Raw genomic sequence first — 20,790 nt, 5'->3', positions numbered from 1 at the left:
CTCCAAAAGAAGCAGCTTTTTGTTAATCCATATTCTCTTCTAAATTTAGTATGTTGTCACTGTTCAATTGATCTCTTGGTATTATTGGATAAGCTCTTCGTGCCTTAATTTCTATAGTTTCTTCCTCACCATCTTCGCCGGACTGCTGCTCTTCCACAAGCTTGAAATAAATCTCTCTAAATTCAATATCAACTTTGGTTACTTTAATCTTAACTTCGTCACCAAGCCTGTATATCTTTTTAGTGCGTTCTCCAATTAGGCTTAAGCGCTTTTCATCATATACATAATAATCGTCATCAAGATCGCTTATGTGAACTAAGCCTTCTATAGTATTAGGTAGTTCTACGAAGAATCCAAAGTTTGTTACAGAGGAAATTATACCGTCAAATTCCTGACCAATCCTGTCAGACATGTATTCAGCTTTCTTTAAATCGTCAACTTCTCTCTCCGCGTCTTGTGCTACTCTTTCCATTTCAGAAGACTGTTTTGAAGCATACTCAACTTCTTTGTTAAGTCTTACTGTTCTATTTTCATCTATCTGCCCATTTATATATTCCTTGATAATCCTGTGAATTATAAGGTCTGGATATCTTCTTATTGGTGAAGTAAAGTGGCAGTAGTATTTAGCTGCCAAACCAAAGTGACCTTCACACTGTGGCGCATACCTAGCCTGCTTTAGTGATCTAAGCAGCAAAGTACTAACTACGGTTTCTTCCTTCTGACCTTTAATTTTTTCGATTATTTCTTGAAGGGCCTTAGGATGAACTTCTTTGGTCCATTTAACTGCATATCCTAAATTATGAACAAATTCATTAAATATATTTAGCTTTTCAAGGTCTGGGTCTTCGTGAATTCTATATACAAAAGGCATATTTGCCCAGAACATGTGCTCAGCTATAGTTTCATTACAAACAAGCATAAACTCTTCTATCATTCTATTGGCAATTTCTCTTTCATAAGGCTTTACATCAATTGGTTTTCCCTTATCGTTTAAAACTATTTTGCTCTCTTCAAACTCAAAGTCAATAGCCCCTCGACCCATTCTCTTTTTATGTAGTATATTGCAAAGGTCCTCCATAGCCTTAAAATCTTCGTGAAGATACTCATATTTTCTTATAAGCTCTTCATCTCTGTCTTTAAGTATCTTTGTAACATCAGTATAAGTCATTCTTTCACTAGTCTTAATTACACTTTCAACTATTTTATGGTCTAGAACCTTTCCTGATCTATCTATCTCCATAAAGCAGGATAATGCTAATCTATCTACCTTAGGATTTAAGCTACAAATGCCATTTGACAGTTTCTTTGGAAGCATAGGTATAACTCTATCAATCAAATATACAGATGTACCTCTTTTCAAAGCTTCCCTATCTAGAGGGTTTTTCTCTTTTACATAATGAGAAACGTCTGCAATATGTACTCCAAGCCTGTAATTATTGTTTGGAAGCTTCTCAATTGAAACAGCATCATCAAGGTCCTTAGCATCCTCACCATCTATAGTAACCATGCGTAGATCTCTTAAGACCTCACGTCTTGAATATTCTTCCTCTGGTATTTCATTTGGAATATTTTCTGCAAAAGCTTCAACCTTTTGAGGGAATTCCTCAGGAAGGCCATGTTTTTTTATTATTGTAAGTATATCTATTCCCCTGTCACCCTTGCTTCCAAGGATTTCTACAACTCTTCCCTCAGGGTTTCTTCTCTTATCTGGCCATTCAGTAATTTCAACTATAACTACCTGTCCTGTCTTGGCACCATTTCGCTCAGCCTTTGGAATGAATATATCCTGATAAATTCTTCTATCATCTGCCACAACAAAACCAAAATTCTTGCTGTCCTCATATGTACCTATTATTGTCTTATTGCCTCTTTTGATTATTCTGATTATTTCACCTTCGCGTCTTTTACCCTCATTTTCTTCTCTAGTTATTTTTGCAATAACTTTATCACCATGCATGGCACCACCCATAGCACTTATGGGTATAAAAACATCCGGCTCACTAATTTCTGGTATAACAAAACCATAGCCCTTTTGATGCCCCTGTAGCTTTCCAACCACAAGTCCCATTTTTTCAGGTACACCATAATGTTCTGTCCTTGTTTTAATAATTTCTCCATCCTTTTCCATATCATAGATTACATCTTGAAACATCTTGAAATCGCTTTTTTCTATGTTCATAGCATAAGCTAGCTCATATATGGAAATAGGTTTGTAGGATTTTTCTCTCATAAATTCTACAACTGCTTCTCTAATGTTCAATTAAGTCACTTCCTTTCATACATATACCTTATATTATTTTTGGTAATTTTATAAAATATATTCCTAGATTATATGCTATTATAAATAAAGAGTTAAAAATAAAAAAGTACAGCCATATTGACTATACTTTAGTGCTTTGAATTATTTTATTAGGTTTAAAGCTATTACGTCTAAAGCAAATAAAATAGCAGTTAAAACAGTTATTCTAGCCATTACGACTTCCTTTGTTTTAGCCTTATTCTTAGCGTAATATGTATCTGCGCTTCCACCACCAACAAAACCTGATAGTCCATTAGTTTTACTTGGCTGGAGCATTACAGATATTATTAATACTATAGAAATAATTACAAGAGCAACTATAAGAGCAATACGCATATTCATATACCTCCCATAAAGTTATACAATGGTATTTTATCACAAGTGAAGTTATAATACAACCTTAAAAAAGTGAGGCTTAAGAGCCTCACTTTAAATTACTTCTTTATGTTGTAGAAAGCATTGATTCCTCTGTATTGAGCTGAGCTTCCTAATTCTTCTTCAATTCTTAGAAGTTGATTGTATTTAGCAACTCTTTCTGATCTCGCTGGAGCACCAGTCTTTATTTGACCAGCATTTGTAGCTACAACTAGGTCAGCAATTGTTGTATCTTCGGTTTCACCTGATCTATGGGAAACTACTGCTGTATAACCAGCTCTTGCAGCCATTTCTATAGCGTTAAGAGTTTCAGTTAATGTACCTATTTGGTTAAGCTTTATAAGAATTGAGTTTGCAGTACCAGTTTTGATACCTCTTTCAAGTCTTTCAGTGTTAGTAACAAATAAGTCGTCTCCAACTAATTGAATTTTTCCACCTAACTTTTCAGTTAATAGCTTCCAACCTTCCCAATCTTCTTCTGCCATACCATCTTCAATGGAGATTATTGGGTACTTGTTAACTAGCTCAACATAGAAGTCAGCCATTTCAGCTGGAGTAAGAGTCTTTCCTTCTCCGTCTAAGTGATACTTTCCGTCTTCTTTGTAAAGTTCTGAAGATGCAACGTCTAGAGCTATGTATATATCTTTTCCTGGAACATATCCAGCTTTTTCAATAGCTTCTATTATAACAGCGATAGCTTCTTCGTTTGACTTAAGGTTTGGAGCGAATCCTCCCTCATCGCCAACACCAGTTTCATATTTTCTAGCCTTTAAAGCTGATTTTAAGGAATGGTAAACTTCTGCACTCATTCTTAATGCTTCACTGAAGGATGATGCTCCAACTGGCATAACCATGAACTCTTGGAAGTCTACGTTGTTGTCAGCGTGCTTTCCACCGTTGATTATGTTCATCATTGGTACTGGAAGAGCCTTAGCGTTAACTCCACCTATGTATTGGTATAAAGGTAATCCAAGGTAGTTAGCAGCTGCTTGAGCAACAGCTAATGATACACCAAGTATTGCGTTAGCTCCTAATCTTCCCTTGTTTGGTGTTCCGTCTAAATCGATCATTGTTTGATCGATAGCAACTTGATCAAATATGTTCATCCCTATAAGTTCTGGAGCTATAACGTCATTAACGTTAGCAACAGCCTTAAGAACTCCCTTACCATTGTATTGAGTCTTGTCTCCGTCTCTTAATTCAACAGCTTCAAATATACCTGTTGATGCTCCTGATGGAACAGCAGCTCTTCCTATTGTTCCGTCTTCAAGTGTAACTTCAACCTCTACTGTTGGGAAGCATCTTGAGTCTAGAATTTGTCTTGCAACTACATCTACGATGTCTACATGAATTTTCATTTAAAAAACTCCTTTCAAATATGTATATTCTCTGTAGAGAGCATGAGCCCTCTACAGTAGACTAGCAAAATTATTTTATAAGTGACTTTCCAGTCATTTCTGCTGGCACTTCTAGTCCCATAACCTGAAGCATAGTTGGAGCTAAATCAGCAAGTATTCCGCTTCTAAGCTCTTTACCCTTTGCATCATTCGCTATATAAAGCAGTGGAACTGGATCTGTTGTATGAGCAGTCATTGGCTCTCCTGTTGAATAGTCAATCATTTGCTCTGCATTTCCATGGTCGGCAGTTACAAATACAGCACCATCTTTTTCAAGTACTCTTTCTACAACTCTTCCCATACAGTTGTCTACCGTTTCAATTGCTTTAACTGCTGCTTCAAATACACCGGTATGTCCTACCATATCTGGATTTGCATAGTTACAGATTATCATATCATACTCATCAGTGTCAATTCTTCTTATAAGCTCATCTGTAAGCTCGTAAGCACTCATCTCTGGCTTTAAATCATAAGTAGCGACCTTTGGTGAAGCTATAAGTGCTCTATCTTCGCCTTCATTCGGTGCTTCTACACCACCATTAAAGAAAAAGGTAACGTGAGCATATTTTTCTGTTTCTGCTATTCTTAGCTGCTTCTTACCTAATCTGCTTATATACTCTCCTAAAGTATTATTGTATGATTCAGGTTTAAATACCACGGAAACACCTTCCATTGTTTTATCATACTGAGTCATGCAAACGTAATTTAAGTTGAGTGTATCTCTTTCAAAACCATCAAAAACTTTATCATTTATAGCTCTAGTAATCTCTCTAGCTCTATCTGGTCTGAAGTTAAAGAATATTACTGAGTCGCCATTAACTATTTTCGCTGTTGGATCTCCATTTTCAAGTATTACAGTTGGAAGAACAAACTCATCAGTTTTGTTGTCATGGTAGGAGCTTTCAATTGCCTCCATAGCTGAAAGAGCAGTTTCACCTTCACCTAAAACTATAGCATTATAAGCAAGCTGCACTCTTTCCCAACGCTTATCCCTGTCCATAGCATAGTATCTACCAGAGATTGAAGCTATTTTCCCAACTCCAACTTCTTTCATGTAGTCTTCAAGAGCCGCAATGAAGTCCTTAGCTGAACCAGGTTGAACATCTCTTCCGTCAAGGAAAGCATGAACATAAACCTTCTTTAATCCCTTATCCTTGGCAAGCTTTATTAAAGCCTTTAAGTGATCTATATGAGAGTGAACTCCACCATCGGAGAGTAGTCCTAAAAGATGAAGTGAGTTTGAACCTTTTATAGCCTTGTCTATAGCCTCATTTAGCTCAGCTTTTTCAAAGAAATCGCCATCTTCTATCGCCTTAGTTATTCTTGTCAATTCTTGATATATTATTCTTCCTGCACCTATATTTAAGTGACCAACCTCTGAATTACCCATTTGTCCTCTTGGAAGTCCAACATCCATTCCGCTGGCTCCAAGCTGCACATTAGGATATTCATTAAAATACTTGTCAAAGTTAGGCTTCTTTGCTGCAGCTACTGCATTGCCATCTACTTTGTCTGATATTCCGAATCCATCTAGGATCATTAGCATAACTGGTTTCTTTGACATTACATTTCCCCCTTGATTAGAAATTCACTATTGCTGCGAAATCTGCTGCTACAAGGCTCGCTCCCCCAACTAATGCTCCATCTATGTCTGATTTAGCCATTTGCTCTGCTATTGTAGAAGGCTTAACAGAACCACCATACTGTATTCTTGTTTTGTCTGCTACTTCTTTTCCATATACTGAGGCTATAACTTTTCTAATGAAAGCTATAGTTTCGTTAGCTTGGTCTGAAGTTGCAGTTCTGCCTGTTCCTATAGCCCAAATTGGCTCATAAGCAACAACAATATTTTCTACTTGCTCTGGAGTTAAACCTGTTAAATCAAGCTTAATTTGTCTACCTATAACTTCTTCAGTTATATTATTTTCTCTTTCTTCAAGAGACTCACCAACGCAGAGTATTGGAACTATGTTGTGAGCAAAAGCAGCCTTTAGCTTCTTGTTAACTGTTTCATCAGTTTCGTTGAAATATTGTCTTCTTTCGCTGTGTCCTATTATAACATAATCTACACCAACAGCTTCTAGCATATTTGGAGCAATTTCACCTGTAAAAGCTCCTTTATCTTCAAAATGAACGTTTTGAGCTCCTACTTTAATATTCGTTCCTTTAACAGCTTTAACTACAGCGTCTAGCGAAACAAATGTTGGGCAAATTACAATTTCACACTTAGCTTCTTTAACTAAGTCCTTTATTTCTTCAACAAAACTAACTGCTTCATCAATAGTTTTGTGCATTTTCCAGTTTCCAGCGATTATTGGCTTTCTCATATCTAAAAACCTTCCTTCATTTACATTATATCATTTAAAAGCACTTTGTAAACTTTAATTGATAATTATTATTATTTATTGTTAAGCGCAGCTATCCCAGGAAGTTCTTTTCCTTCTAAGAATTCAAGTGAAGCTCCACCACCAGTTGAAATATGAGTCATTTTATCTCCGAAACCTAAGTTGTTAACTGCTGCAGCACTGTCTCCGCCACCAATTATAGTAGTAGCTCCTGAATCGGCCATAGCCTTTGCAACTGCTACTGTACCTGCTGCAAAATTTTTAAATTCAGCAACTCCCATTGGTCCGTTCCATATAACTGTCTTTGCTTCTCTAACGGCATAAGCAAAAAGTTTTTCTGATTTTGGTCCAATATCCAATCCCATGTATCCTTCAGGAACGTTTTGATCTTCTGTTATCTTAGCTTCCACATCAGCGTATTCCGGAGCTATTCTGTTGTCTACAGGAAGAAGCAGTTTAACTCCCTTAGTCTTAGCCTTTTCCATCATTTCTTTAGCATAGTCGAGTCTTTCTTCATCTAAAAGTGACTTGCCTATTTCATAGCCTTGAGCCTTAAAGAAGGTATAAGCCATTCCACCACCTATTATTAAAGTATCTACCTTGTCAAGTAGGTTTTCTATAACTGCTATCTTGTCAACAACCTTTGCTCCACCAAGTATAGCACAGAATGGTCTTGTTGGATTTTGAACTGCCTCTCCAAGGAACTTTAATTCCTTTTGGATTAAGTATCCACAAACAGCTGTATCAACAAATTTCGTAACTCCTACTGTTGAACAGTGAGCTCTGTGAGCTGATCCAAAAGCATCATTTACATAAACATCTGCAATTGAAGCTAAGTCTTGTGAGAAGGAGTCCTCGTTTTTACCTTCTTCTTTTCTAAATCTTGTATTTTCAAGAAGGATAACATCTCCATCTTTAGCTACTGAAACTGCTTTTCTTGCATTGTCTCCAACCACTGTATCATCAGCAGCAAAAACAACCTCTTTATTTAGAAGTTCAGAAAGTCTCATTGCAACTGGAGCAAGTGTAAGACTTGGGTCTGGTCCCTTTGCTTTTCCTAGATGTGAGCAAAGTATAACCTTAGCACCCTTTTCCATTAAATATTTTATAGTTGGAAGAGCTCCGTTTAATCTATTTTCATCAGTTATCTTTCCGTCTTTCATTGGAACGTTGAAATCGCATCTTACAAGAACTCTTTTGCCTTTAACCTGTATATCTTCAATAGTCTTTTTGTTAAAGCTCATTTCACTCTCTCCTTTATACAATAATTTTATATGTATGCATAAATAAAGGCCTGGGTTTATAGCCCTGACTACAAAACCAGCCCTTATTATTAACCTTTAAATTCTTATAACTAAATGCTTAAATTACTTTAAAAAGTTAGCGAAGTGCTTTATAGTTCTAACCATTTGGCTAGTGTATGAGTTTTCGTTGTCATACCATGAAACTGTTTGAACTTGGTATAAATCTTCTGCAATTTTAGTAACCATTGTTTGAGTTGCATCAAATAGAGAACCAAATTTTATTCCAATGATATCAGAAGATACTAATTGCTCTTCAGTGTAACCAAATGATTCATTTGAAGCCGCCTTCATAGCCGCGTTAATTCCTTCAACTGTAACATCTTTTCCTTTAACAACTGAAGTTAAAATTGTAGTTGAACCAGTTGGAACTGGAACTCTTTGTGCTGAACCAATTAATTTTCCGTTTAATTCTGGAATAACTAATCCTATAGCTTTTGCAGCTCCTGTTGAGTTAGGAACAATATTTACAGCAGCAGCTCTAGCACGTCTGAAGTCTCCTCCTCTGTGTGGGCCATCTAGTACCATTTGGTCTCCAGTGTAAGCATGGATTGTTGACATTATACCTGATTGAATTTCAGCATAGTCATTAAGTGCTTTAGCCATTGGAGCTAAGCAGTTAGTTGTACATGAAGCTGCTGAAATTATATTATCATCAGCAGTTAATATATCATGGTTTACATTGTAAACAACTGTTGGAAGATCGTTACCAGCTGGAGCTGAAATAACAACTTTCTTAGCACCTGCATTGATGTGTGCTTGTGATTTTGCTTTAGATACATAGAATCCAGTACACTCAAGTACTACGTCTACATCCAATTCTCCCCATGGAAGTTTTGAAGCATCAGCTGATGCATATATTTTGATTTCTTTTCCATTAACAACTATAGAAGACTCTTTTGCTTCAACTGTTCCTTCGTATCTACCTTGTGAAGAATCATATTTTAATAAGTGTGCTAACATCTTTGGAGCTGTTAAATCGTTGATTGCAACAACATCATATCCTTCTGCTCCAAACATTTGTCTGAATGCAAGACGTCCTATTCTACCAAAACCATTAATTGCTACTTTAACATTTGACATGTAAGTACCTCCTAAAAATATAAATTAAAATATAATTATATATAAAATATAATTTGACAAAAATTTAAAAATATACTAGACACACTGATAGTTTACTCTATTTTATCTAGAATATTAATTATTTTTCTAGCTGCACCTTCATCAGTGATTAAAGTACTGTGAGACAAGTTCTTTTCTATTGCTACTATAGCTTCTGCTTTGCTCTCACCTGCAGCTACTGCAATAAGGTTTCCAATACTCTTTAGCGAATTGCTGTCTACAACAATAGTTGACGTAGAACAAATTATTTCGCCTAGACTATTAAAGTAATTTCCGAAAGCCTCACCTACTGCTCCTAAAGAATTTAGTTCTTGTACCCTCTCAGAAGAGAGACCTCTTCTTTTAGCCATTTCATCCGCTCGTCCTATACCATAAATAAGTATATCTGAGTTTTTTATATTATCTACAATTTCTTTTACATCGCTTTCATTTAATACAGCACTTAATGCAGTAGTAGTTAAATTGTCTGGAATATGTAAAAGCTTGTAGTTGGCTGAAAGTTTGTGTGCCAAACTAGCCGCTAGGTTATTTGCTTGGATCTCTACATTTTTGCCCATGCCGCCTCTTGCAGGTATAACTAGAATATCTTTAAAATTAGTAATTCTTGGGACATTATCAACAACTTCCTTTATTGTAGAGCCCCCTGTAAGAGCAATAATACTTTTATCTCTTATTAGATCCTTAAGTATATTTGCTGCAGCTTTTCCCAATTCTGAAAGAACTGTTTTGTCTTGATCTAAATCTCCTGGAACTATTATAACATTCTTAAGTCCCAACCCTTTTTTTATGTATTCCTCTAAATCAGAGAGGCCCTTAAGTTCATGAATTATGTCCTTAAGCTTATGTATTACCTCCTCACCTTCAGGAGTAATAGTCATTCCTGGAGTGTTTATTTCTATAAGGTTTTGCTCTTTTAGAAAATTAATCTCAGAACGAACTATTCTTTCACCAATTTCAAGGCTGCTTGATAGTGTTCTTCTTCCTATGGGCTGATTGTGATTAATAACCCTGAGTATGTTATATCTTTTAACAAGTAGTTCTAAGGTCTCGGGTACAACTTTCTGAGCTAGTTTTAAAATCTCGCGCAATAGTAACACCTCTTTGGTCATTATACGTCCCGGTCATTCATTTCTTGTCCCACTTATATTATAAATTAAATACTAACTTTTTTAAATTAGTATTTCAAAAAAATATGTTAACAATGTGTAAACAAAACGAAAGAGAGGATATACTAAAACCTCTTTCTTTTACTTGAAGCTTTAATATTCATTTCCTCTCTATATTTTGCTACTGTTCTTCTGGAAATATTCATTCCCTGCTCGTTTAAATAGTCGCAGATAGCCTGATCTGAAAGAGGCTTTGATTTATCTTCTTTATCTATCATTTTTTTAATCTCTTTTTTAATTATAGATGCTGATACATCCTCTGCGCTATTTGCAGAAGATAGCCCCACAGTAAATAAATCTTTTATTTTTATAGTTCCTCTATTTGTATTTATATACTTATCTTTTATAGCTCTGCTTATAGTAGACTCATGCATGCCTATACTTTCAGATATATCTTTAAGCGACATAGGTTTTAAATAGCTTTCACCATATTTAAAGAAATCTTGTTGGATTTCTAGTATTTTTTCTAAAACCTTATATATAGTGCTTTTTCTATGCTCAATACTCTTCATTAAAAATAAAGCGCTATTTATCTTTTCTTTAACGTATTCTACAGCAGCTACATCATTTTCATTTTTTATTATCTCTTTATAAATTTCATTGATATTTAGCTTTGGCACTAAGTTTTCATTCATTAATATATGAAACTCACTACCTATTTCTTTAATATATGCATCAGGAGCTGTATAACTTATTTCATCTCCTGTATAAAATCCGCTTGAGGGTTTTGGCTGAAGGCTTTTGATAATATCCCCATAATATTGGGCTTCTTTAAGCTCAATTCCTAAGCTCTTAGCTATTAGGTTATATCTGTTATCTGCAATATTTTCAAGATGTTTATCAATTATAACACTCAAATAATTATTTAAAACGCCATTTCTTTCTAGCTGTAGTTTTAGGCATTCCCTTAAATCCATTGCAGCAATCCCTATTGGCTCCAAACTTTGAACTATTTTGATTGCTTCCCTAGCAATAGATATTTCAACATTCAGCTGTTTAGAGATATCTTCTTCACTAACCTCTAAGTAACCCCTTTCATCTAGGTTATCAATAATATATTCGCATATGGGAAAAAGGTAATCCTTTACACCTAAATCTATAATCTGTTCTACTAAATCTTGTTTTAAAGATTTTTGTTCGCTTATAAAATTAAAGGGGGATACTTCCTCTTCATCATTTTTTTCATAATGCCTCTGTCCATATTTATCAAAGTCCAAATATTTTATAAACTCTTTATAATCAATTCTATTTTTAAGATTTTCATCATGAGCTTCTTCAGCATATGAAACTTCGAGTACAGGATTTTCCTGCAATTCCTTATCAACATGTTCTTGAAGCTCAAGGCTAGACATTTGGAGAAGCTTAATAGAAAGCTGCATTTGCTGAGTCATAACAAGTTTTTGTTCCTGTGTAAGGTTTAAGTTAAAGTTCATATCCATGTTTCCACCAACCCTATTTTGGCAAATGTGTTATATTACATCTGCTTTATGTATATCCATTATAACACTTATTTAAAAATAAAAATACAGAAAACCATACTTACAAAGTATGGTTTTCTGTAAAATACATTTTACTAATTTTATCGTTTTCCTGGATCATAAGGCTCTCCGGCTGCTCTTGGTCCAGCCATATTCTTTGAGAAAAGTACTAGAGCTATTAAAGTTACCACGTATGGAAACGTATTAAAGAATATATTAGGCATATTCTTTATTCCTTCAAATAATTTAGACATATCTGCTACAGTTTTTGCAAAACCAAAGAAGAAGGCAGCTCCAACGACTCCCCAAGGCTTCCACTTACCAAATATAAGTGCAGCCAAGGCTAAGAAACCTAATCCGTTATAAATAAGAGGTGAAAACTCACCAGCGTATGTTACTATTATGATTCCTCCACCTAGTCCTGCCAAAATACCAGATATAGCAACTCCGATATATCTAATCCTTAAGACATTGATTCCTAATGAGTCTGCAGCTTGAGGATTTTCACCGCAAGCTCTTAATCTCAATCCAAAAGGTCTATAGTATAGGATGTACCAGCTAAGCACAACTATCAGTAAAACTATCCATGTTGTAATATAGGTGCTACTAAAAAACAAAGGTCCTAATACAGGTATTTTAGATAAAACAGGTATATCTGTCTTTATGAAACCTTTTAGAATTTGAATGTTAGCACTGCCGCTTAAAGCTCTTGCCAAGTAAACTGTAATTGCTGAAGAGAGGATATTGATAGCTGTACCACTTACAACCTGATCAGCCCTCATGGTAACGCTTGCAAATGCATGAAGCAGTGAAAATAGACCACCAGCAAATGCTGCTGCTATTAATGCCACTATTGGGGAAACTCCCATCATCTTCATCACAAAAGCTGTGGTAAAGGCACCAACTCCTAATAGGCCTTCAAGACCGATATTTACAACTCCACTTCGTTCACTATATAGACCTCCTAAGGCAATAATAAGCAGCGGTGCAGTATATGTTAATGTTAATGGCAAAATGCTTGTTAAAATATCCCACATTATTTATCACCTGCATTTCTTCTAAATAGTTTTTCAAATCTCTTAACCCAGCCTTCAAGCATTAGGCTAGTAGCCGCAAAGAATATAATTATTGCAATTATAATCGGAACCAGTTCGTTTGGTACTGAGGTAGATGACTGCATAAATAGACGACCTGCATTCATGAAACCAAACAACAGAGCAGCCAATGCTACTCCAAAAGGATTGTTTAATCCAAGCAAAGCAACTGCAATACCATCGTAACCTTGTGATGGGAGCATTCCTATTTTTATATTATCTGCATATCCAATATAGTAAGTAGCCCCTGCAAGTCCTGCTAATGCACCAGCAATCATCATAGAAAGTATCATATTTCTGTTTACTTTCATTCCAGCATACTGGGAAGCATTAACATTAAATCCAACTGCTTTCAATTCATATCCAAATGTAGTTTTCTCTAGTATCCACCAAACTAAAATCACACATATTAACGCCATGAATAAACCAAGATTAACATATGATCCTTCAAACAATTTTGTAAGCCATGGCACTCTTAGTGATGCAGATGGAAGTATTGGCTTTGACTCTGTATTAAATTGACCAGGCATTAGAACTGGAACAAAATAATAAACGCTCCACATAGCTATATAGTTCATCATTATGCTAGTTACAACTTCATGTATTTTAAATTTGGACTTTAAAAAACCCGGCAAGAATGCCCATAATGCTCCAAATAAAATGGCAGCTGCAACTGCTAAAGGCATGTGTATATAAGCAGGCAGGTTCATTCTTACTCCTATAAAACTTGCTGCAAATCCTCCCATAAGCATTTGACCTGGTGCACCGATGTTAAACAAACCTGTTCTGAAAGCAAAAGCAACAGATAAACCTGTTAGTATTAAAGTTGTTGTATTTAATAGTGTATCTCCAAAACGCTTAATGCTTCCAAAAAAGCCTGCTCCTTTTAAAAGAGCTGTATACGCTTGCAGAGGGTTATGTCCTGTAACAAGCATAACTATAGCTCCAGTTATAAATCCAAGCAAAACAGCAAGCAACGGTATTAGAAATTTATTCTTGCGCATGCTCTTTCTTACCTCCTCCTGCCATCATAAGACCTAGCTCGTTTTCATTTGTCTTATCGGCATCTACTATTCCTACGATTTCACCTTCATACATAACTGCTATTCTATCTGATAAGTTAAGAATCTCATCCAACTCCAGCGAGAATAATAATATAGTTTTACCTTTATCACGTTCTTCTATAAGTCTCTTGTGGATGTATTCAATAGCTCCAACGTCAAGACCACGAGTAGGTTGCGCGACTATCATAACTGTTGGAGACTTATCAACCTCTCTAGCTATAATAGACTTTTGCTGATTTCCTCCAGACATGCTTCTGGATTTTGTTATAGGCCCCTGTGCGGAACGAACGTCGAATTGCTCTATAAGATCCTTTGAATAAGCACGTATCTTATCTCTATTCAATATTCCGTTTTTAGAAAAAGGTTCCTTATAGTAGTTTTGTAGAATCATATTATCTTCTAAAGTAAAATCCAGAACTAATCCATGTTTATGCCTGTCTTCAGGAATATGACCTATGCCTTGTTCGCTTCGCTGTCTTACAGAAAGATTTGTGATATCATTACCTTCAATTTGAATTTTTCCTGATTCAGCTTTTCTAAGTCCCGTAATAGCTTCGATTAGTTCGGTTTGTCCATTACCTTCTACACCTGCTATTCCAAGTATTTCACCTGCTCTAACAGATAAGCTTACGTTTTTCACGCTTTTAATTCCTCTATGATTTATTACATTTAAATCTTCTATTTTAAATACTTCTTTTCCTGGGGTTGCAGGTATTTTATCAACCTTAAAGTTTACTCGACGGCCAACCATAAGCTCAGCCATTTTTTCCTCGGATGTCTCCTTGACATCAACGGTTGCAATTGATTTACCCTTACGAATAACCGTACATCTATCTGCTACTGCTTTTATTTCCTTAAGCTTATGAGTAATTACTAATATGGTCTTTCCTTCAGCAGCCATAGCCTTCATAACACCTATGAGTTCATGAATTTCTTGAGGTGTCAATACAGCTGTAGGCTCGTCAAATATCAATATTTCCGCATCTCTATACAGCATTTTTAAAATTTCGACTCTCTGCTGCATACCAACTGTAATATCTTCAATTCTTGAGAAAGGGTCTACACTTAATTTATAACGATTAGATAAGTCCTGAATTTTCTTTGCGGCTGATTGAATATCAATCTTTCCACCTCTTACTGATTCTTTCCCAAGAAGAATGTTTTCTGTTACGGTAAAATTATGAACTAGTTTAAAGTGCTGATGCACCATTCCTATTCCAAGATCATTTGCAACATTAGGATTTGTTATTTTTACTTCCTTGTCTCTTACTTTTATACTTCCACCATCAGGCTGATAGAGACCAAACAGCACCGACATCAATGTAGATTTTCCTGCACCATTTTCTCCAAGCAGTGCATGAATTTCACCTGGTCTAACTTGAAGTGTAATATTATCGTTTGCAACTATACCAGTGAACTCTTTTCTAATGTTTAACATTTCGATAATATAGTCCATGTCTTCTCCTCCATGGTAAATTATAGTTTTAAAAAAGGAAAACAAGCGTTAAGGATAATGCTGTTTTCCTTTTATTTTATTATATCTTATTTTATTATTTTAAGAAAGTAGCTAAGTCTGCTTCAGTTGCTGGAACTTTTATTTTTCCATCAACAACATCTTTTTTAGCTTGATCAACCTTCTTAACTATGTCGTCTGAAAGGTTAGGATTTTTTGCTGGTATTCCAACTGCATTATCCTTTAATCCTAATGTTATAACTTGTCCTCCTGGGAACTTGTTATTTAATTTAGCATCAATATAGTTGAAAGCTGCAACATCTATACCTTTAACTGCTGAAGTTAATGTTACTGACTTACCGCTTGAAATCTTACCTGATTCGTATTGGTCAACGTCAACACCTACAACCCATACATTTTGGCCTTTTTCTGCTCTTTCTTTAGCTTCGTTGAATACTCCAACTCCTACGCCGCCTGCAGCATGGAATATTATGTCTGCGCCTTTGTTGTAAATACCAGCAGCTAAGTTCTTACCACCAGCTACGTTATTAAATGTACCTTCAAATAAGAAATCTATAACTTCTGCCTTAGTTCCAAAAGTTTTGTTTGCATAGCTAACTCCTGCTTTAAATCCCCAACCAAACTTTTCAACTGGTGGTATTTTCATACCTCCTATGAATCCAAGCTTTCCAGTTTTTGTTGATAAAGCAGAAGCAACACCTGCAAGGAATCCAGCTTCATGCTCATTAAAGAATACTGAAACAACATTGTCATGTTTTACAAACTTTCCATCTCCATTATTTGGCTGTCCATCGATAAGTACGAAAGAAGCATCCTTATATTTATCAGCTGCTTCATTTATTGCTGTTTCAAATTTAAACCCTGGAGTAACTACTAGCTTATAGCCAGAGTCTACAAGGTCGCTGATAGCATTCATGTAGTCTGTTTTTTGTTCTCCTGAAGGCTGTAAATATTTTTCTTCTATTGTTTTCTTGTCAGTCTTATACTTTAATATTCCTTCCCAAGTTCCTTGGTTAAAGGATTTATCGTCTATTGTACCTGAGTCAGTAACCATACCAACTTTTGTCAAAGACGCAGGTTTTTTGTCTCCTCCTTGTGATGGTGCTGGTGCTGATGCCTTACAACCTGCAAATAATGTAGTAACTACTGCAACAGCTGCAAGCACAGAAAGAATTCTTTTTTTGCTCATTATAGTTCCCTCCAATAATTTTTGTTTTGGTAACTTAAATTATTCTATAAAATAACTTAAATTCCTTCTTTTTCTGTAAATTTATTTAAAAATAATTTACACTTAATTTAAAATAACTTTAAATATGTATTGCTTACTAAAATTATATTGTAAAGCTATACATAATATACTAAAAAATTTTGTATATTATACATAAACAAAAATAATGTCTAAAAATTAATATACTTCATATTAAATAAAAAAGCAATATAGTAATTTAAAGAGGTAAAGTTTTATAGGTTGTACCTAGAAAATATCTTGGTACAACCTATCTAAATTTTACTTAGCTTAGAAAACCTGCTTCTTTTAATACTTTTCTAGCTTTTTCAGCATCATCTGGATTTACTAGAATTATAGGACCGGTACATCCCATACCGCTTTCTGAGTATATGCCCTGTTTCCATAAGGATCTGCAAGCATTATCAAGCTCAAGAATATCTATGCCTGCAATATCTGAAGTAACAACCTTTTTAGGAGGCATCTTAACTTCTTCTGTATTTTCTATAATTTTATCCTTTGTATTTTTTGATATTATATCTTTTAGCCCAGCAGCATTTGCTTTTTTGAACTCTTCAGCAGCCATATTTAATACTTTATTTTTTGCGCAGGTAGCACAGAATTTTAAGGCTTCACTAATTAGCGTAGCGCCAGAAGCTCTTGAAACTATGTTTATTAGTTTGTCATAGTTTTCTCCTATTCCCGGCCCGTATCCTGCACCAACTGTCTCATAGTCTCCACCTGTTGTAAACGATGAGAAGATTTTAATTAAAAGATTTCCTGTTAAAGAATCGCAAATCATAACATCTGGTGTTCCTGCAAGAAGATCATTTCCTCTCATTACACAGCCGCCATCTGCTCTTAAAGAGTCTGCGAATTCGATAGCATATCCTTTTTCTTTAAGTTCTATAAGTATTCTTTCAACTTTTCTTGCACCATCAAGATTTAATATTCCTACTTTAGGATTTTCTATTCCTATAGCTTTAGCTGCAGCTATACCTGAAATCGCGTTAATTACCATGCCCTCAACTCTGTTAGTTGAAGTAGTTCCTGTAGTTGTGGCTACAATCATATCTCTGCCTCTTCCAGGAGTTACTACTCTTCCTACTGTTGAAACACCAATAGGAAAATCAAAGTGCTGGGTTACACAGCCATCGATTTTACCGCTTTCAAGGAGCTGAACCATTAACTTATGTCCTTCTTCAGCAGTAGCAGCTTCCACAGTCTCTAAAGTAGAAGATGTTTTTGGTCCTATAAGCACAACTTCGAAATCATCGTATTTTTTTCTTGCAAGCTCTGCCGCCTTAACCATTTCCTCTATTCCATGCTCGGAACCAAGAATGGTTAAACCTACTTTAACTTTTCTTCCAAAACTTCCTGACTTAATGCCATCAGCTATCTCGTTAAAAACTTCGGCTATCATTTTTGATGCCATTTCTTTACTCATAATTTCACACCTTCCTTAAAGCCTAAAGTTATTTATTCATTAAGTAAGCTGCAAAATCCTTCATTGCATCTGCAACCATAGACTTAACTTCTTCCTTTGATATACCAGCTTCAGCTTTTACCTCAGAATTACCTGTATTCTTCTCAACAACTATTGAAACACCGTCAAAAAGATTTGTCATTCTTCCAAGGAATAAGCTTCCTTTACCGATTATCATGAAATTATCCATTTTTCCGTTAAGCATGTTTTCTCTGCCGTGTCCTACTATTGGAACTCCTGAAGGAATATGCCCCTGAGTTGGAGCGAACCCTGGATATCCATAAGTAGTAACAAAGGCTGGAAGATCTTTTCTATCTAATTGTCCCTTTTTAACTGCAAGGGCACCAATCATTTTATAGTTCTGTGTTGGTACGTCTCCAGCACCTGCTGGTTCAGTAATGTCTGGTGTCTGCATTTCTGGAGCATATTTATTTATATCTGTAATCTTATAGCCAGCCTTATCAAGAGGTTCAAGAACCAAGGCCTCAAGTACAGCTTGTGGTGATGCACCGTGTCCTATTGTATGTCTTCCTATTATATCAGTTCTAAGTACTGGATTTACTCCGTCGTTTTCACTGATTAATATTGCAAATCCGCCTAAGCAATCCTCTAATACAGGAAGGTTCTTTTTAATATGATCCTTACCATTCATTCCAAGCTTAGCTGTAGCTCCTCCAGCAACTATTGCAACATTCTTGTAAACCCCTGATTTAACAAGAGCTGAAGCTGTAATTAGTGCATGAGTTGGACCTGCGCAAAAGCCTCTCATGTCAGTGCCGGTTGCTCCCTTAAGCCCAGCTACTTCTCCAATTGACTTTGCAACATTGCCTCCGCCTCTTTGATTCATATCTCCAATTGCTTCTTCTGAGCATTCAATTATATATTCTATACTGTTAATATCCATATCCAAGTCCTTAACTAGGTGCATTAAAGCTAGAACACCAGATGCTTTAACAGATAAATTTTCAACCATTATATGTGATGACAAGTTTTTGTCGTGTTCATGAGCACGTCTTACGCATCCTATAAGCTTTCCATTTTCGTAAAGTCCTTCTGCAATATGAGATTCAACTAGCTTTTCGATATCTGCCAATTCTTCTCCTTCACCTAAAGACTCAATCTTTGAATTTATTATTGGATGCTTAGCTAACTTCTCTTTTACAACTGCAGTAAAACCTTTTTCTAATTTTACTAGATCAAATACATCTGAAATTTTAATTAAGCCATAGAATTCGTCTTGAGGCATAATTTCCCCAAACTTTCCAAATCTATTTGATCCTTCTACAGCTTCATTTGTCCAAGGTCTTTTTCTTGATGCTAACTCCTCTGGAGTCATATTTCCAATATACGTCTGGTTAGGTGCATATGCAACAACCTCATTAAAGCTTCTTAAGTGAGAAGGGATTTGCTTTAAATATTCAGATTCTGGGTTAGTTTCTCTTTCAAGTGTTTGTGTTGTTCCATTATGAATTATCATGTCAGGTGTATTAACTAAAACGTAGGACGCCTTTTTAATTACTGGAAAACTCATTTTAAATCCTCCCAATCTATAACTAAATATATGGTTAATAAAAAAGGAGAATTGGAGAATGTTTTTATATTCATTTCTCCAATTCTCCTTTTAAAAGTCTATTAATCTTCGAATACTTTTTGTCCTTCAACTGGAGTTTCTAAAGCTCTTAGTGCTTTAGAAACCAGTTTCTTTCTTAACTCATACTCATCCTTCTTATCTAAGTTAGGGTTTCCAAGTGGGTGAGGTATAGCTATTGTAGGAACTATTCTGTTAGCTCCAACTGTTAAGGATATTGGAACTACTGTACACATATGAACAACAGGTAACCCTGCTCTTTCAATTTCTTTAACAAGCGTTGCACCGCAACGAGTACAAGTTCCTCAGGTGGAGGTTAATATAACTGCTTGAACTCCATCTGCTATAAGTTCCTTAGCAATTTGCTCTCCAAATTTCTTTGAAGAAGCAACAGCAGTTCCATTTCCAACAGTACTATAGAAGTATCTATGAAGTGAGCCTATCTTGCCTTCCTTCTCAAACTCTCTTAACACGTCAACTGGTATGACTCTGTCATTATCAGTATTAGCATATGTTGGGTCATATCCTCCGTGTGCAGTTTCATAGGTTTCAGAAGTTAAGTCCATAACTCCTTCTATATCGTACTTACCAAACTTTGATGCACTGGAAGATTCTATGTGATCTGGGTTTCCCTTAGGTACAGTTCCGCCAGATGTAACTATTGCTATTTTAGCTTTTGTTATATCTGCTACTGGTGGGTTTGGTTCAACTCTATCAAATACAGGCATCTTGAATTCTGTAGTAAAGGCTTCACCTTTAATCTTTCTAACAAGCATATCTACAGCTCTCTTTGAACCTCTTTCAGTTGCAAAGTAGTTCTTTCTTATACCTCTTTCAATGTAACCATCAACATCAGGAGCATCTATTTGTTCCTTATTAGCTAATTTTATAGCAAGGTTAGCTATCTTTGGAAGTGCATCTCTCATTCCTACTGCACTGTTTTTAGTTTCTACTATATATAATTGTTTTTTATACATGTCAGCGCCTGGGTTTTCAATATACATCCCGCTTAAAACAGGTATGTTCAGCTTTTCTTCTACTTCTGTAGCTATAGCACCACAAGCAACTCCATATCTTCCAGCATTAAAAGCAGGTCCTGCTATAAATAAGTCTGGATTATATTTTTTTATCATTTCTATTATTTCAGCTTTTGCTTCAGTCATGTTTTCATTGAAATAAGAGTCTCCACATATAACCGTAGCAACTATTTCAGCGCCTTTTGGTTTTAATAAACCATTTAGACCCATACCAGGTCCTACAAAACCTTCTCTAACCTCTGGTCTTATATCAGCTTTTTCTTCTCCGCCTATTCCAGCGTAAAATTGATTAATATAGTGAACGACACGTATCAAGTGTGCTCCCCCCTCTCGGAGTAT

16 protein-coding genes are annotated in these 20,790 nt (G+C 35.6%); all 16 read right to left on the bottom strand.

Annotated features, from left to right (window positions below):
- Positions 1-22 precede the first annotated feature (22 nt).
- Entirely contained in the window at positions 23-2,260 is a 2,238-nt protein-coding gene (gene rnr, locus NBE98_RS08450; protein ID WP_250814510.1) for a ribonuclease R, read from the bottom strand.
- A gap of 141 nt (positions 2,261-2,401) precedes the next feature.
- Complete coding sequence (gene secG, locus NBE98_RS08445) at positions 2,402-2,635, bottom strand: preprotein translocase subunit SecG (protein ID WP_250814509.1); 234 nt, start codon at positions 2,633-2,635, stop codon at positions 2,402-2,404.
- 98 nt (positions 2,636-2,733) lie between these two features.
- Positions 2,734-4,032 (bottom strand): phosphopyruvate hydratase, encoded by a 1,299-nt coding sequence (gene eno, locus NBE98_RS08440; protein ID WP_250814508.1) that lies wholly within the window; start codon positions 4,030-4,032, stop codon positions 2,734-2,736.
- Between the two features lie 70 nt (positions 4,033-4,102).
- Positions 4,103-5,635 carry a 2,3-bisphosphoglycerate-independent phosphoglycerate mutase gene (gpmI, locus tag NBE98_RS08435; protein ID WP_250814507.1) on the bottom strand — a complete coding sequence of 511 codons (1,533 nt, stop codon included), beginning with the start codon at positions 5,633-5,635 and terminating at the stop codon, positions 4,103-4,105.
- 16 nt (positions 5,636-5,651) lie between these two features.
- Positions 5,652-6,398: a triose-phosphate isomerase gene (gene tpiA, locus NBE98_RS08430; protein WP_250814506.1), complete on the bottom strand. Its 747-nt coding sequence runs from the start codon at positions 6,396-6,398 to the stop codon at positions 5,652-5,654.
- 71 nt (positions 6,399-6,469) lie between these two features.
- The gene (locus NBE98_RS08425; protein WP_250814505.1) at positions 6,470-7,660 is read right to left on the bottom strand and encodes a phosphoglycerate kinase; all 1,191 of its coding nucleotides are present in this window, start codon (positions 7,658-7,660) and stop codon (positions 6,470-6,472) included.
- Positions 7,661-7,783: 123 nt separating this feature from the next.
- On the bottom strand, positions 7,784-8,800 hold the full coding sequence (gap, locus tag NBE98_RS08420; RefSeq protein ID WP_250814504.1) for a type I glyceraldehyde-3-phosphate dehydrogenase: 1,017 nt from the start codon (positions 8,798-8,800) through the stop codon (positions 7,784-7,786).
- Between the two features lie 92 nt (positions 8,801-8,892).
- Entirely contained in the window at positions 8,893-9,927 is a 1,035-nt protein-coding gene (locus tag NBE98_RS08415; protein ID WP_250814503.1) for a sugar-binding transcriptional regulator, read from the bottom strand.
- Between the two features lie 143 nt (positions 9,928-10,070).
- Positions 10,071-11,438: an RNA polymerase factor sigma-54 gene (rpoN, locus tag NBE98_RS08410; RefSeq protein WP_250814502.1), complete on the bottom strand. Its 1,368-nt coding sequence runs from the start codon at positions 11,436-11,438 to the stop codon at positions 10,071-10,073.
- Between the two features lie 146 nt (positions 11,439-11,584).
- A complete protein-coding gene (locus tag NBE98_RS08405) occupies positions 11,585-12,520 on the bottom strand; it encodes an ABC transporter permease (RefSeq protein ID WP_250814501.1) in 936 nt (311 codons plus the stop codon).
- Complete coding sequence (locus NBE98_RS08400; protein ID WP_250814500.1) at positions 12,520-13,581, bottom strand: ABC transporter permease; 1,062 nt, start codon at positions 13,579-13,581, stop codon at positions 12,520-12,522. The genes NBE98_RS08405 and NBE98_RS08400 overlap by 1 nt, the downstream gene beginning before the upstream one ends.
- Positions 13,568-15,097 (bottom strand): ABC transporter ATP-binding protein, encoded by a 1,530-nt coding sequence (locus NBE98_RS08395; protein ID WP_250814499.1) that lies wholly within the window; start codon positions 15,095-15,097, stop codon positions 13,568-13,570. Before NBE98_RS08395 ends, NBE98_RS08400 begins: the two co-directional genes overlap by 14 nt.
- Before the next feature lie 94 nt (positions 15,098-15,191).
- Positions 15,192-16,304, bottom strand: a complete 1,113-nt coding sequence (locus NBE98_RS08390) for a BMP family lipoprotein (RefSeq protein WP_250814498.1) — start codon at positions 16,302-16,304, stop codon at positions 15,192-15,194.
- A gap of 322 nt (positions 16,305-16,626) precedes the next feature.
- The gene (gene grdD, locus NBE98_RS08385; RefSeq protein WP_250814497.1) at positions 16,627-17,787 is read right to left on the bottom strand and encodes a glycine/sarcosine/betaine reductase complex component C subunit alpha; all 1,161 of its coding nucleotides are present in this window, start codon (positions 17,785-17,787) and stop codon (positions 16,627-16,629) included.
- 28 nt (positions 17,788-17,815) lie between these two features.
- The gene (grdC, locus tag NBE98_RS08380; protein WP_250814496.1) at positions 17,816-19,357 is read right to left on the bottom strand and encodes a glycine/sarcosine/betaine reductase complex component C subunit beta; all 1,542 of its coding nucleotides are present in this window, start codon (positions 19,355-19,357) and stop codon (positions 17,816-17,818) included.
- A 101-nt stretch (positions 19,358-19,458) separates the two neighbouring features.
- Positions 19,459-20,766 (bottom strand): glycine reductase complex selenoprotein B, encoded by a 1,308-nt coding sequence (grdB, locus tag NBE98_RS08375; protein WP_250814495.1) that lies wholly within the window; start codon positions 20,764-20,766, stop codon positions 19,459-19,461.
- Between the last annotated feature and the right edge of the window lie 24 nt (positions 20,767-20,790).

Source organism: Clostridium swellfunianum, assembly GCF_023656515.1.
In the GTDB taxonomy this organism is placed as follows: domain Bacteria; phylum Bacillota; class Clostridia; order Clostridiales; family Clostridiaceae; genus Clostridium_AT; species Clostridium_AT swellfunianum.
This window is presented reverse-complemented; position numbering and strand designations above follow the sequence as displayed.

Coding starts and splice junctions, on each gene's coding strand:
- secG (WP_250814509.1), bottom strand. CDS start 2,635: ATGCGTATTGCTCTTATAGTTGCTCTTGTAATTATTTCTATAGTATTA.
- eno (WP_250814508.1), bottom strand. CDS start 4,032: ATGAAAATTCATGTAGACATCGTAGATGTAGTTGCAAGACAAATTCTA.
- gpmI (WP_250814507.1), bottom strand. CDS start 5,635: ATGTCAAAGAAACCAGTTATGCTAATGATCCTAGATGGATTCGGAATA.
- tpiA (WP_250814506.1), bottom strand. CDS start 6,398: ATGAGAAAGCCAATAATCGCTGGAAACTGGAAAATGCACAAAACTATT.
- NBE98_RS08425 (WP_250814505.1), bottom strand. CDS start 7,660: ATGAGCTTTAACAAAAAGACTATTGAAGATATACAGGTTAAAGGCAAA.
- gap (WP_250814504.1), bottom strand. CDS start 8,800: ATGTCAAATGTTAAAGTAGCAATTAATGGTTTTGGTAGAATAGGACGT.
- rpoN (WP_250814502.1), bottom strand. CDS start 11,438: ATGAACTTTAACTTAAACCTTACACAGGAACAAAAACTTGTTATGACT.
- NBE98_RS08405 (WP_250814501.1), bottom strand. CDS start 12,520: ATGTGGGATATTTTAACAAGCATTTTGCCATTAACATTAACATATACT.
- NBE98_RS08400 (WP_250814500.1), bottom strand. CDS start 13,581: ATGCGCAAGAATAAATTTCTAATACCGTTGCTTGCTGTTTTGCTTGGA.
- NBE98_RS08395 (WP_250814499.1), bottom strand. CDS start 15,097: ATGGACTATATTATCGAAATGTTAAACATTAGAAAAGAGTTCACTGGT.
- NBE98_RS08390 (WP_250814498.1), bottom strand. CDS start 16,304: ATGAGCAAAAAAAGAATTCTTTCTGTGCTTGCAGCTGTTGCAGTAGTT.
- grdD (WP_250814497.1), bottom strand. CDS start 17,787: ATGAGTAAAGAAATGGCATCAAAAATGATAGCCGAAGTTTTTAACGAG.
- grdC (WP_250814496.1), bottom strand. CDS start 19,357: ATGAGTTTTCCAGTAATTAAAAAGGCGTCCTACGTTTTAGTTAATACA.